Genomic DNA, 13167 nt, shown 5'->3' with positions numbered 1-13167 from the left:
AAAACGAATGTGGCGTCAAGGCCACATTCGTTTTTGATAAAATCCTTTAAATTGATTGCGTCTGTTCCAAGTGGCGATAAAGCCGAAAATCGTCAAAAATAAAAGCGGCATTGTAATAAGCATAGGAATAAGATGCATGAGGCCGAACAAATTTAAGCAAAACGCGACCAGCACGGCGAATCCCCAAATAAACAGCGCCATTCGCTTTTTCATATTTCCCCCTCCCTTAGCCGATTCACTTTCATTATATGAAGGGCGCCAAGAAATACATGCGCTTTTCTACATTTATGACAATAATGTGAACAAAAGCACAAAGTGGTTGTCAAAACTTGCAGTGATTTGTTAAGATAATATCGTGAATGAAATCACAAAACCTGATACCCCTTTGTTTGACCGTGAAAAATTTCTCCCATCCCCTTTGTTGTCTTGACAACGAGAAAAAGCCCGGTTTTATGCCGGGCTTTTTCTCGTTGTTTTTTAGTTTTCATCACAAATATAGCGCCAAAATGTCCCATGTTTTACCGGTACTTTTTTGACTTTTTGCTTCAGCTGCAGCTTTTTCATTTCCCTTTCGGCCTCATGGACGGTCATATTATAAACAACGGCAATCTCTTTCGTGGCGACGAATTTGAAATGTCTTAAAAATGACTCGAGTGGGGGAGGAGGGGACGGTTCTGGATGGAAGCCAAGCATTTCATAAATAAGTTCGACGTAAATTTCATAAGGATAACATCCGAAAATTTTAATGCCTTCATCCTCGATATTTTCGTTAAAGAAGACGAGGGTTGGAATTTCAGTAACATCCATCTCTGAGGTAATTTTTAAGTCGCATTGAAACGCTTTAGCGGCACTTGACGACTGTAAATCACGAACGAATTCATCCACGTCCAATCCGACGCGTGTGGCGCAATCGATTAACACAGAGATGTCGGATACATTTTGTTTTTCCAAAAACAATAATTCTTGCAGTTTGCGTAAAAAACGGATTCCTGCACGTTTCCCCTGCAATTCTGCCGCTTTGATAGCGATCGATGGGGCAAACGGGCTAGAAATCGGATTTTCCAGCCATAGGCTTCCATCACATGACATTCCCGAACGGCTCGCCGTCCGCTCCCACACTTTGGCGATTGTTTCCGGCTTTTGGCGCTTCCGCGTATTGAGCGTTGCCAATCTTCCGCCTAGGACATGCTTCAATGTAAAAAAGCGTCCGTATTCAATCACCAGCTTTTTAATAATTGGTTCAAGCCCCCAGCATTCTGGGCATAAAGGATCGATAAACAAGTAAATCTCCAACGGTTTATTCTCGTTGCTACGCGGCTGGGAAGCGTGCCACCACTCCGGCGCCGGCTTCCCAGCTAACTTGTCATTCAAGGGAATGCTCCTTTCTTTCCAAATTGTCTGGGGTATTGACCATATGTTGGGCCGTTAAAAGGAGGCGATGATAAAATTGTTCGCGTGCCGGCCCGGACAAACCGATTTCATCCATTGCCGCACGCATGCAGGAAAGCCATGCCTCAGCCCGGGTTGGTGTAATTTCAAACGGCATATGGCGCGCCCGTAGCATTGGATGCCCATGCTCCTGCGTGTAAAGCGGCGGTCCGCCTAAATATTGAGTTAAAAATTGTTTTTGCTTTCGCGCCGTTTCCGTTAAATCATCCGGGAAAATAGGGATTAGATCGGGATGTTTGGCAACGCGTTTATAAAAAGCCTCCACAAGCCTTGAAACCGTTTCTTCCCCACCGATCGCCTCGTAAAGTGTTTGCCATTGTTCAGCCATTGCAAATGCTCCTTTTTGCCTAAAATATTGTGTACAATGATTTTACTGCTATTTTAGCAATGAAGTGTATTTATCTCAAACAAAGTGACTTGAAGAAAAAGAAACAATTATTTCATAAAATGAATGACATGCAAACGCGTTAAGAGTAGTAGGTGCGAAGTATTTTTTCCACGTATGCTTTTGTTTCGGCAAACGGCGGAATTCCTCCGTAGCGGTCGACGTTGCCGGGACCGGCGTTATAAGCGGCAAGGGCAAGCGAGACATTGCCGTTATAGCGATCCAATAGCTGGCGCAAATATTTTGTGCCGCCTTCAATGTTTTGCGCCGGATCGAATGGATTATCGACTCCAAGCATCTTTGCGGTGCTCGGCATCAGCTGCATAAGGCCAAGAGCGCCTGCATGGCTGCGCGCGTTTGGGTCAAAATTCGATTCGTGGCGAATAACGGCGCGAATTAGCCGCGCGTCCACATCATATTTTTCGGCAGCTTGGGCGATCAGTGTATCGATATCGGCATGTTTAACGTTGGATACCGCTTCGTTGCTTGCTGGCGCAAACGTGCGTTGATTTTCAGGTGCTTGCGGGGCTTGCGGCTCCGATTGTTGTGCAATGTATTGCTGCAATAGCTGCGTAAATGTCCATGATTGATTTTGCTCAGGCGTGGTTGGGCGCTGGGCGGAGAAATTTTGCAATGCCTGAAGCTCTAATAGTAATTTTATCGTAGGAACGGTCATTGCTACCCCTCCGTTTTATATTTTTTTGCATAGAAGCGCTGAATTTTATTTGGTGCTGGCCGGATCGGAATATGCAGAGAATGAAGCAACTGTAAAAATTGCTGTCTTCCGCTTTCTACATCTTCCGTTTCATATTCCAGCTCGTAATCTTCTGTATGTAGGTAATAATTGCGGTCAAGAAAAAGCGTTCCGCCTTTGTATGCCCATTGAGCGCGATCGGTCGTTAACGTGCCAAAATGGCGAAGCGCTGAGGGCGGCACGCCAATTTCTTGAAGAATAGCCGCTACCTTGCCTTCAACAACCGCTGTGCCATTTAAAAGAGCGTCTGCTTCTTCTTTCGTCAGCTGTTGATGCGTCTCCAGCAGCACTCCTTCTGCCTTCGTCTGCTTTAATGTTAATGTATAGCCACCGTTTTTGACCCGGATGCGCAAAGCTGCCTGTTTGTCCTTTAACGCAAATTGTGGTGTATCCAAATAATGATTTTCTTGGCGCTCGAAAGCGTGGTCATCAATGTGAAACACTTCGCGAACTTGTGTGAATTCCGTTTTGGTCAGTAAATTTTTAAATTCGATTTCGACTTCTTGGCGCATCGTTTCTCTCCTCTATAAATCCATTTCAATTTTATTATCGGATGTTTATCATTGAATATCAATTATTTATTGCGCATAGGGTGATTATGGTAAAATAAAAAAGGATTGTTGATGTGGAAGGAGATTTGGCATGCGCAAAAAATTAGTGATCGAAAAAGTGGAAAGAAAAGACGGACAATTATATCTCATTAACGATCATCCGCCATTTTCGCTTAAAGAAGCGAAGCCAAAAGGTCATATGCTTGTGGATTCCGACCATCTTTCGTTTATTTATATATTGGAAACGGACGAAGATTTTATTTACGTCTCGATTCCATATGAGTGTTGGAACGATGTGAAACAAGCATTGGCAGAAGAGGATGCCGTTGTGCTAAAAAGCGGAGAGCTGGAATTGGAATTAACAAGCTTTAAGGAAGAGCTAACTTATTTGATCGAAAATATTGACGGCAACGCCAATTATGGCGAGCGAATGGAGCAGGCAGTAAAGGAAATTTTTCTTACATAACATTGGTAGGTGGTACGATGGTCAAGCATTGGGATTTATTTTTGGCACCGTATAAGCAGGCAGTCGAAGAACTAAAGGTAAAGCTCAAGGGAATGCGCGCCCAGTTTGAAATGTTGGGGGTGCATTCGCCGATTGAATTTGTCACCGGAAGAGTGAAGCCAGTCGCCAGCATTTTGGATAAAGCGCAAAAGAAAAACATTCCGCTTGATAAATTGGAAGAACAAATGCAAGATATTGCCGGGCTGCGGATGATGTGTCAATTTGTTGATGACATTAAGACCGTAGTAGAGCTGCTGCGGAAACGAAACGACTTTGAAATCGTTGAGGAGCGGGATTACGTTACACAGAAAAAGGAAAGCGGCTATCGTTCCTATCATGTCGTCATCCGTTATCCCGTACAGACGATACACGGAGAAAAGAAAATTTTAGCGGAAATCCAAATTCGTACGCTTGCGATGAACTTTTGGGCGACAATTGAGCATTCGTTAAATTACAAATACAGCGGCCGTTTCCCTGAAGATATTAAAGCAAGACTGCAGCGCGCCGCTGAAGCAGCTTATCGGTTAGATGAAGAAATGTCGAAAATCCGTTTTGAAATTCAAGAAGCGCAGGCCGCTTTTTCACGAAAACAGGAAGCAAAAGGGGAACAATTATGAGAGGAACACAAGCGCCGCTGAAATTTGCAATCACCTCCAAAGGAGATGAAACATCAAACGCACTGACGCAAAAAATTAAAACATATCTATTGGATTTTGAATTACAGTACGATGAGGATACTCCCGATCTTGTCATTTCCGTGGGCGGTGACGGGACATTGTTGTATGCGTTTCATCGCTATTGCCGTCGTTTGGATAAAACGGCGTTTGTTGGCGTGCATACCGGCCATTTAGGTTTTTACGCCGACTGGGTGCCGGAGGAAATTGAAAAGCTCGTCATCGCTATTGCAAAAATGCCGTATCAAGTCGTTGAATACCCGTTGCTAGAAGTGATTATCCGCTACATAAACGGGGCACGGGAGGCCAAATACCTTGCTTTAAATGAATGCACGGTAAAAAGCGTCAGCGGTACGCTTGTCATTGATGTGGAAATTCGCGGCGATCTATTTGAAACGTTCCGCGGCGACGGGTTATGCATCTCTACGCCAACGGGAAGTACGGCTTATAACAAGGCGCTGGGCGGCGCGATTTTGCATCCGTCGCTTGAAGCGATCCAAGTTACCGAGATGGCGTCGATTAACAACCGCGTATTTCGGACGATCGAATCGCCGCTTGTCCTCCCCGCCCATCATACATGTATGTTAAAGCCGGTAAACGATGTCGATTTTCAAATTACGATTGATCATCTATCCCTTTTGCATAAAGATGTGAAGTCCATCCAGTGCCGCGTAGCAGACGAAAAGATCCGGTTTGCCCGTTTCCGGCCGTTTCCGTTTTGGAAGCGGGTGCGTGATTCATTTATTGCCGATTGACAATAAACACATAAAGGCAGGTTAGACAACGTTGTCACAGTTTACGCTCACCTGGGGTATTACAAAACAAGAGGAAGGCAAGTTGGTTCGCGAGTTTTTAAAAGAAAACGGCATTTCGAAAACGGCATTGACCGATATTAAATTTCATGGCGGCGCCATTTATGTCGATGATCGGCCGGTGACGGTCCGCCATCGCCTTGGCGAAGGGGAGACGCTGCGAATTGTATTTCCCCCGGAGCTTCCAAGCGAAGGAATGGCGCCGGAGGCGATTCCGCTGGATATCGTATATGAAGATGAGTATGTATTAGTGGTCAACAAGCCGCCGTGGATGGCGACGATTCCGTCGCGCCAGCATCCCGGGGGCACGCTGGCCAACGCCTTGCTTTATCATTATCGGAAGCAGCGGCTGGAGTCGACGATTCATGTTGTCACCAGGCTCGACCGTGATACTTCCGGCCTTGTGCTTATCGCCAAGCACCGCCATATTCACCATCTCTTATCCACTTTGCAAAAACAAGGAAAAGTGACAAGATGTTATGAAGCGATTTGTCACGGACATGTCGACGAAGAAGAAGGAACCATTGATGCCCCCATCGCCCGGAAAAACGACAGTATTATTGCGCGGGAAGTTCGCGAAGGAGGTCAGCGTGCTGTTACTCACTTTCGCGTGTTACAGCGGTTTCATGAGTATACGCACTTATCGCTGCGATTAGAAACAGGCCGCACCCATCAAATTCGCGTTCATTTGGCGCATATTGGCCATCCGCTAGCCGGGGATGAATTGTACGGCGGGAGCAGGGAAGCGATTAGCCGCCAGGCGTTGCACAGCAAAGAGCTTTCCTTTTTTCATCCGTTTAAGAAACAGCAATATACGTTTTCCTGTCCGCTTCCCGATGATATGAAGCGGCTAATCGAGCGGATCCGATAAAGGGATGATGCTAATCAAACGTTCTAAATTTTTCTACAACGTATGGTAAAGAAGAGGGAACCGAGACCGTTTCCATTTCCGGATAGCGAAATGCGGTTAACGAACCGCCAAACACGCAGCCGGTATCAATGTTAATCGTATGATTGATGATTCTAGGCTGTTTTACGGGAGTATGGCCGTATACAATCCATGCTTTTCCTTGATAATGTTTTGCCCAGTCCCGTCTGACGGGTGTTCCGTCAGGATTGGTTTCCCCAGTAATATCGCCGTAAAGCACGAACGTTTGCACCTTTTTATCGGTTCGCCCGATATAATCTTGGCGGATGCCGGCATGGGCGATAATGAGGCGGCCGTTGTCAAGCTGGGCGTATAGCGGCGATGTTTCATATAACTTGATAAATTTTTTGCGAATCATCGCCTGCTCACTCGGCGGCAGTGCCCGATACTCCGCCACCGTTGTTTCAAGACCGTGTGCAATTTGCACGTTTCTTCCTAAAAAAAAGCGGTATAGTTTATTGCAATGATTGCCGGGGACGTAATAGGCTAGCTTTTGCCTGACAAGAGAGTAGACCGTTTCTATCGTTTGCAATGATTGCGGACCGCGGTCGGTTAAATCACCGACAAATCCGAGCTTTCGTCCATCCGGATGAATGGGAATGCCTTTGTTCCATTGGTAGCCAAGCTGTTTTGTAAGCTTGACAAACTCGGTGTAACATCCATGAATATCGCCAATAATATCGATTTGCATGAGGTTATTCTCCTTTCTCAATATTTAGTATAAAGTAAAAAGCCGCTGATCATGCGGCTTTTTACTCTTCAGTGGAAAACATAAATTTTTTCGTGCGCGAATGAACATTGAGCACAAGACCAATGGCTAACATATAAGTTGCAAGCGAACTTCCTCCGTAACTAATGAATGGGAGAGGCAAACCAGTGATTGGCAAAAGGCCGATTGTCATGCCCACGTTTTGAAATACTTGGAACGTGATCATGCCGATGACGCCGGCGCATAGGTAGCTTCCATATAAGTCGTTGCTTTCTAGAGCGATATGAACCATGCGGTAAACAAGCAGGAAAAAGAGCGAAATAACGACGCTGGCGCCGATAAATCCGAACTGTTCGGCGATAATACCGAAAATAAAATCGGTATGTGCCTCTGGAAGATAAACATCGACCTTGCCCCATCCTTTTCCGTACAATTCTCCCGAGCCAATCGCAAGCAGGGAACGAATAAGCTGAAACCCTTGCTCGTTCGAATATTCATAAGGAGCAAGCCAGCCATAGAAGCGGTTTAACTGGTAATCTTCCAAAATATATTTGTGGAAAAAATCAGGGAATTGAAAGAAAATAAACACAAGAATCGCCGCAGCCGTTATTCCGGAAAAGATGATGCCAAAAATAATGCGCCAGCGGATGCCGGAAACGATCACAAGCGAACCGGTAACGGCGACAAACACCATCGACATTCCTAAGTCCGGTTGTTTCATTAACAATATTAACGGCGGAAAAAGAGTTAGTGCGATTTTACCAAGCAGCCTAAAATCATCTTTGATGGTCGGTTCTGGATATTTCTCGCGATGATTGACGATAATGCGGCTAAGGACGATAATCATAAAAATTTTCATCAATTCCGATGGCTGAAAGTTTCCGCCTGGAAGAGCATACCAGCATGTTGCCCCTTTAAGGGTGACTGCTCCGGGAACGTGCAATGCGAGCCCAAGCAACAGCAGCATGCCAAATCCATATAAATACCAGGCAATTTGGAAAAAGCGGTCATAGTCAATAATCATCGTTAAGGCGATCACAACAGCGCCGATTCCGTACCACTGCAATTGTTTATAGGCAAAATTGACATTTTGCAATTTTTCTGGCAAGGTAGCTTCTGCGCTATGGATCGCAATCGCGCTGACAATAGCCATTAAAAACAAAATAAACAACAAATTATAATCGAGCTTGAACTGTGATAAGCGATCTTGTTCCATATGATGATCCTCTCCGTCATAATAAAAACATGCCATATATCATATTAGCGAATTACGATATTTTTGCAAAGGGGTTTGCCTCATTTACTTTGCTGGTAATTTAGCATATAATAAAGTTAACACTAGGTACTAATAACAAATATTAATTGGAATGGATATAGGAGGATGACGAATGAATTTATCATTAAAAGGACGTACGTATGTCGTGATGGGAGTAGCGAATAAACGGAGCATTGCCTGGGGGATTGCAAGATCCTTGCATGCGGCGGGCGCGCGTCTTATTTTTACATACGCTGGGGAGCGTTTTGAAAAAGAGGTGCGTGCACTTGTCGATACGCTCGAAGACGAAAGCTCCCTTCTGCTGCCTTGCGATGTGACAAAAGATGACGAAATTGTGCAATGCTTTAAGCAAATTAAAGAACAAGTCGGCGTCATTCATGGCGTGGCCCATTGCATTGCCTATGCAAACAAAGAAGACTTAAGTGGGGAGTATATGAAAGTAAGCCGCGAAGGCTTTTTGCTTGCCCATAACATTAGCGCTTATTCTTTAACCGCGGTGGCCAGGGAAGCAAAAGAGCTGATGACGGAAGGCGGAAGCATTGTTACGCTGACATATCTTGGCGGCGAGCGGGTTGTCCAAAATTATAACATTATGGGAGTCGCCAAAGCGGCGCTCGATGCGAGCGTCAAATATTTAGCTAACGATTTAGGAAAATACGGCATCCGCGTCAACGCCATCTCCGCCGGACCGATTCGTACATTATCGGCGAAAGGGGTCAGTGATTTTAACTCGATTTTAAAACAAATCGAAGAGCGCGCTCCGCTTCGCCGCACGACGACGCAAGAAGAAGTCGGCGATACGGCCCTATTCTTGTTTAGTGATCTTTCACGCGGCATTACGGGGGAAGTTATTCACGTTGATTCCGGATATCATATTTTAGGGTATTAATTGTAAGCTGCCGCTGTCTTTAATTGTTCGAGCTGTTCCATCGATCATGGAGCAGCTCGATTTTTTTTTTGCCCAACTTCTTGGCAATATTCTCGAGACGAATCGCATACATTTATAAGGCAACGGTCAAAAAGGAGGGAACTACCGATGAAACGGCGTGACATCATGGAAAATGAGCCGCTTCTTTATATTGTGCAGCCCAAATTGGAGCGTGCGGTCGCTTATATGCAGCGAACATTTAAAAGCAAAGCGGCGATCGAGCAAAAAATGAAGCAGAAAAGCGAACGGGAGAACGACGAAATGGTCCAAGAAAATCTAAATCAACAGCAGGAAAAACAGTTTCAACAGATGTCATTAGAGGAGCAATGATCATTTTTAGAAAGCCTGTCTGCACCTCTCTCATGGGAATGCAAGCTCGTTAACATGGATGGAGAAAAGGAAAGAATTATTCGAAAATATGATGGCACAGAAATCACATCGATACGGCTTTGGGAACATTCGTCATTTCGAGAAAGGAGGGTGTTTCTGTTACATTCATTGGGTTATCGGGGAAGGGAGAAGAATAACGTGACGGCGACTGAGCTTTTCCTTTTTATTTTAGGAACGTTTCGCCTAACGAGATTGGTGATGTATGATGCGATTACGTCTTTTTTACGAAAGCCTTTCCATGAAATCACCGAAGAAACATTGCCCGACGGAACGGTACAATCGTTTTTGCATATTAAAGGGAGCGGATTGCGACATTGGATGGGCGAACTGTTAAGTTGCTATTGGTGCACGGGAATTTGGTGTGCGGCTATTCTTTATATCGGCAATATGCTTTACCCTGTATTATTTCAACCACTGTTGATCATATTGGCGATTGCTGGCGGTGCTTCGCTGGTCGAGTGGGCGATTGAAAAAGCAGATGCGTAAAAAAGAGCGAGGAAAACGGTAGGTTTCCTGCTCTTTTTTCGTTTGTTATAGAATGCCAATAAAGCAAGAAGCAGCTGCAATGTAATTTGATGCCGTTTCTACTTTTACATTGCACGGATTTTCGCCAGCTGTTTTTTTTGGCATGTTATATCCGAAAAGCAAAACGTGATGAAAAAGGAGAAACACATTCTGTCCGCACCACATAAACTAATACTACACTAAACAACTTGGAGGTTATAACGATGAAAAAACCGATTCAATCACTCAAACAAATTAAGGCAAAAAGGGTGATTTCCCCCCAAGCGACACCTGCGAAGCGGGCAGGAGGATGTGGCTGCGGCAGACGGATAACAAAGAAATAATGGAGGAACTGTGAAAAATGCCTATACCTCCATCGGCCCAGTTGCATAGTCTAACAATGCAACAAGGTGACAGGAAGGAGGAATGGGAGTGTCCAATCGTAAAAAATCTCGTGAAAAATCTCGTGTCATTCATGTTGATAAGCTAATTATTCACGCTGACGATGTGGAGATTGTTCCGCGTGGCCGCATTCGCGACCCATGGTTATTTCCGCATCGCGCCGGTGTAGAAGCAACCGAAGATGTTCATGAAGAAGCATCGCGTGATGATCATGAACATGATGATCGTGAAAAGGAAAGAAGACCTTTCTCTTGGATTTAAACACTTCGTGAAAATTGGTGGGGGAAACATAAGTGGAGCGTTTTAAAAACTACGGCCTTTGGCTTGCCATTGGTTCTTTTGTTCTCTTGGCATTGCAAACATTTGGCGTTGATATCGATTTAGGAAAATACGAGCGGCTATACGAAGCGTTTTTAAGTATTCTTGTCGTGGCAGGGATTATTAACAATCCATCCCTTGGGCGTGGTTACTCCGACAAAGTGGATAAAGACAAATAGGAAAAAATAGGCTGCCCCAATCCATGGGCAGTCTATTTTTGCAAAAAATTACAATCATATTTTTCCGTCAAAAAAACATTCTAACAATTGTAATCGCTATATTTTACAACAACCTTAGGAGGTAACCCAACATGACAGTTGCAACACAAGTAAAACAAACATTAGCAGGTTTAAAATCAGCACAAGCAAGCTTCGAAACATTCGCATTGCAGACAGAAAACCAAGCTGCAAAACAGCTTTATCAACAAGCAGCACAACAAACACAAGCGATCGTTGATTTAGTTAGCTCGCGCGTGCAAGAAATTCAAAACGAAGAGCCACAATATAAACAACAATAACGCAGGAAGAGCAAGTTGGACGATGGGAAAAAGGTTGGTCATTGGCCAACCTTTTCGAAAATAAATACATAAATGAATGGGTTGATGAACATGAGAAAATGGTTACTAATGGCGTTGGCTGTCAGCATTGCGATGGGCGGTTGCGCCAAAGAGAATGGGGTAAAACAACAATCGATGCAAGGAACGAATCTTATTCACACCAATACGGACGGAACAGCCAAACGCACCAATATTGACCAGCGGCCGGCAGAGCGGGCAGTGGCGTACGTGCGGTCAAGGGATGATATTAAAGATGCCGTTGCCGTCAACACAAGCAAAAAACTGCTTGTTGCTTATCAAATCAAGCACATGAATCGCTTTTACCGAAAACAAATTGAAAAAGAAATACACGATCAGCTAAAACACTTATTTCCAGATTATCAAATCGTTTCATCCAGTGATCTAAAAATATTTTGGAAAACAAAAGAGTTAGTGGATAATCTGGAAAATAAAAAATGGGATGAAACAAAAGCTAACAAGCAAATCGAAAAAATTAAGCGGCTAAGCGAAGATTCCGCATAAGGGGTGACACCATGGCAAACGAGAAACGAAAAAAACTTACTCCCGTACAACAAGAATATCATTTATTTGAGAAGGAACGAGAAACAAAACGCCCTGTCGTTAAAAACTGTATTCGTGCTTTTCTTATTGGCGGGCTAATTTGTACCATTGGACAAGCGATATCGTATTTTTACATGTACTTTTTTGATTTTACGGAACAAACAGTCGGAAATCCGACCGTAGCAACGATGGTATTTATTTCAATGATTTTAACTGGATTTGGGGTATATGACCGCATCGCTCAATTTGCGGGAGCGGGCAGCGCTGTTCCGGTAACCGGTTTTGGGAATGCGGTGATTTCAGCAGCGATTGAGCATCGAACAGAAGGATTTGTGCTTGGGGTCGGCTCCAACATGTTTAAACTTGCCGGCTCAGTCATTTTATTCGGCACGTTTGCCGCATTTGTCGTTGCCTTAGTCAAAACAATCGCCACAAAATGGGGTGGTTTATAATGTTAAAAGGGCATCGGACATGGATGTTTGAAAACCAACCAGTGATCGTCTCTACGGCAACGGTTGGCGGACCGTTTGAGGCAAACGGACGCATTGCCGACGACTTTGATATGCTGCATGAAGATTTATGGCTCGGTGAAGATTCTTATGAAAAGGCCCATAAAGTGCTGTTGGAAGAAGCAATGTTTAAAGCGCTGGAAAAGGCGGGAATAGAAAAAGAAAAGGTGCAGTTTTTGATCGCCGGAGATCTTATCAATCAGATGACTCCAACCAGTTTTGCGGCAAGAACGATTGGCGTTCCGTATCTCGGTGTGTTTGGCGCTTGTTCTACTTCGATGGAGGGTCTAGCATTAAGCGCTTTTATTACGAATTACGGTGGGGCAGACTATATACTGACAGGGGCGGCAAGCCATAACACGGCGGTGGAAAAGCAATTTCGATACCCGACAGAATACGGGGGACAAAAACCACCGACAGCTCAATGGACCGTAACAGGAGCAGGGGTCGCGCTCGTTAGCCCGAAAGGAGACGGGCCGCGCATCACCGCAGCAACGCTCGGCCGCGTCGTTGATATGGGACTGAGCGACCCATTTAATATGGGCGGAGCGATGGCGCCGGCAGCGGTGGATACGATTGAGGCGCACTTGCGCGATATGCAGATAGATGCTTCTTACTATGATCTTATTGTCACTGGCGATTTAGGGAAAATTGGCCGTGAAGTGTCGCTCGATTTGCTTCATCAGCACGGGGTGAAAATAGAAGAAGAACGTTATCAAGACTGCGGTTTGATTATTTACCGCGAAGGCCAGCCGGTGCTAGCGGGAGCAAGCGGTGCGGGTTGTTCTGCGGTTGTCGTATACGGGCATTTATTAAATCGCATGAAACGCGGGGAATTTAAACGCATTCTCGCGGTTGCCACCGGCGCGCTGTTATCGCCGCTGTCATTTCAGCAAAATGAATCGATTCCTTGCATTGCCCACGCGGTGGCAATTGAGTATGGAGGTGAAGCGTAA

General features: G+C 44.9%; 20 protein-coding genes. 13 read left to right on the top strand and 7 right to left on the bottom strand.

Annotated elements, in window-relative coordinates; translation table 11 throughout:
* Positions 1–15: 15 nt before the first annotated feature.
* From BDD39_RS13440 to BDD39_RS13420, 5 genes are all read right to left on the bottom strand, one after another.
* On the bottom strand, positions 16–213 hold the full coding sequence (locus BDD39_RS13440; RefSeq protein WP_166911414.1) for a hypothetical protein: 198 nt from the start codon (positions 211–213) through the stop codon (positions 16–18).
* A gap of 264 nt (positions 214–477) precedes the next feature.
* Entirely contained in the window at positions 478–1371 is an 894-nt protein-coding gene (gene spxH / locus BDD39_RS13435; protein WP_166911412.1) for a ClpXP adapter protein SpxH, read from the bottom strand.
* Positions 1364–1777 carry a globin domain-containing protein gene (locus BDD39_RS13430; protein WP_166911410.1) on the bottom strand — a complete coding sequence of 138 codons (414 nt, stop codon included), beginning with the start codon at positions 1775–1777 and terminating at the stop codon, positions 1364–1366. Before BDD39_RS13430 ends, spxH begins: the two co-directional genes overlap by 8 nt.
* A 139-nt stretch (positions 1778–1916) precedes the next feature.
* A complete protein-coding gene (locus BDD39_RS13425; protein ID WP_166911408.1) occupies positions 1917–2510 on the bottom strand; it encodes a lytic transglycosylase domain-containing protein in 594 nt (197 codons plus the stop codon).
* A gap of 2 nt (positions 2511–2512) precedes the next feature.
* The gene (locus BDD39_RS13420; RefSeq protein ID WP_166911406.1) at positions 2513–3100 is read right to left on the bottom strand and encodes a CYTH domain-containing protein; all 588 of its coding nucleotides are present in this window, start codon (positions 3098–3100) and stop codon (positions 2513–2515) included.
* A 130-nt stretch (positions 3101–3230) separates the two neighbouring features.
* On the opposite strand from BDD39_RS13420, the gene BDD39_RS13415 reads away from it, so the two are divergent.
* The 4 genes from BDD39_RS13415 to BDD39_RS13400 are packed head-to-tail and all read left to right on the top strand — an operon-like array spanning position 3231 to position 6001.
* Positions 3231–3605: a UPF0738 family protein gene (locus BDD39_RS13415; protein ID WP_166911404.1), complete on the top strand. Its 375-nt coding sequence runs from the start codon at positions 3231–3233 to the stop codon at positions 3603–3605.
* Between the two features lie 17 nt (positions 3606–3622).
* Positions 3623–4261 (top strand): GTP diphosphokinase, encoded by a 639-nt coding sequence (gene yjbM, locus BDD39_RS13410; RefSeq protein ID WP_166911402.1) that lies wholly within the window; start codon positions 3623–3625, stop codon positions 4259–4261.
* On the top strand, positions 4258–5073 hold the full coding sequence (locus tag BDD39_RS13405; RefSeq protein ID WP_166911400.1) for an NAD kinase: 816 nt from the start codon (positions 4258–4260) through the stop codon (positions 5071–5073). The genes yjbM and BDD39_RS13405 overlap by 4 nt, the downstream gene beginning before the upstream one ends.
* 31 nt (positions 5074–5104) lie before the next feature.
* Positions 5105–6001, top strand: coding sequence for an RluA family pseudouridine synthase (locus tag BDD39_RS13400; protein WP_166911398.1), 897 nt, complete (start codon positions 5105–5107; stop codon positions 5999–6001).
* A 10-nt stretch (positions 6002–6011) separates the two neighbouring features.
* On the opposite strand, the gene prpE is transcribed toward BDD39_RS13400, so the two are convergent.
* Positions 6012–6749, bottom strand: coding sequence for a bis(5'-nucleosyl)-tetraphosphatase PrpE (gene prpE / locus BDD39_RS13395; RefSeq protein WP_166911396.1), 738 nt, complete (start codon positions 6747–6749; stop codon positions 6012–6014).
* 61 nt (positions 6750–6810) lie between these two features.
* On the bottom strand, positions 6811–7983 hold the full coding sequence (locus tag BDD39_RS13390; protein ID WP_166911394.1) for an FtsW/RodA/SpoVE family cell cycle protein: 1173 nt from the start codon (positions 7981–7983) through the stop codon (positions 6811–6813).
* Positions 7984–8155: 172 nt separating this feature from the next.
* On the opposite strand from BDD39_RS13390, the gene fabI reads away from it, so the two are divergent.
* From fabI to spoVAD, 9 genes are all read left to right on the top strand, one after another.
* The gene (fabI, locus tag BDD39_RS13385) at positions 8156–8932 is read left to right on the top strand and encodes an enoyl-ACP reductase FabI (RefSeq protein WP_166911392.1); all 777 of its coding nucleotides are present in this window, start codon (positions 8156–8158) and stop codon (positions 8930–8932) included.
* Positions 8933–9079: 147 nt separating this feature from the next.
* On the top strand, positions 9080–9301 hold the full coding sequence (locus BDD39_RS16485; RefSeq protein WP_243846036.1) for a hypothetical protein: 222 nt from the start codon (positions 9080–9082) through the stop codon (positions 9299–9301).
* A gap of 198 nt (positions 9302–9499) precedes the next feature.
* Positions 9500–9847, top strand: coding sequence for a DUF1360 domain-containing protein (locus BDD39_RS13375; RefSeq protein ID WP_166911390.1), 348 nt, complete (start codon positions 9500–9502; stop codon positions 9845–9847).
* 444 nt (positions 9848–10291) lie between these two features.
* On the top strand, positions 10292–10528 hold the full coding sequence (locus BDD39_RS13370; protein ID WP_166911388.1) for a hypothetical protein: 237 nt from the start codon (positions 10292–10294) through the stop codon (positions 10526–10528).
* Between the two features lie 32 nt (positions 10529–10560).
* Positions 10561–10764, top strand: a complete 204-nt coding sequence (locus tag BDD39_RS13365) for a phage holin family protein (RefSeq protein ID WP_166911386.1) — start codon at positions 10561–10563, stop codon at positions 10762–10764.
* Positions 10765–10895: 131 nt separating this feature from the next.
* Positions 10896–11102, top strand: coding sequence for a DUF1657 domain-containing protein (locus BDD39_RS13360; protein WP_166911384.1), 207 nt, complete (start codon positions 10896–10898; stop codon positions 11100–11102).
* 84 nt (positions 11103–11186) lie between these two features.
* On the top strand, positions 11187–11663 hold the full coding sequence (locus BDD39_RS13355) for a YhcN/YlaJ family sporulation lipoprotein (RefSeq protein ID WP_166911382.1): 477 nt from the start codon (positions 11187–11189) through the stop codon (positions 11661–11663).
* A gap of 11 nt (positions 11664–11674) precedes the next feature.
* Entirely contained in the window at positions 11675–12154 is a 480-nt protein-coding gene (gene spoVAC, locus BDD39_RS13350) for a stage V sporulation protein AC (protein ID WP_166911380.1), read from the top strand.
* Positions 12154–13167, top strand: coding sequence for a stage V sporulation protein AD (spoVAD, locus tag BDD39_RS13345; protein WP_166911378.1), 1014 nt, complete (start codon positions 12154–12156; stop codon positions 13165–13167). Before spoVAC ends, spoVAD begins: the two co-directional genes overlap by 1 nt.

Source organism: Saccharococcus thermophilus, from assembly GCF_011761475.1.
In the GTDB taxonomy this organism is placed as follows: domain Bacteria; phylum Bacillota; class Bacilli; order Bacillales; family Anoxybacillaceae; genus Saccharococcus; species Saccharococcus thermophilus.
The sequence above is the reverse complement of the archived record's forward strand: the minus strand, read 5'-3'. Positions and strand labels throughout refer to the sequence as shown.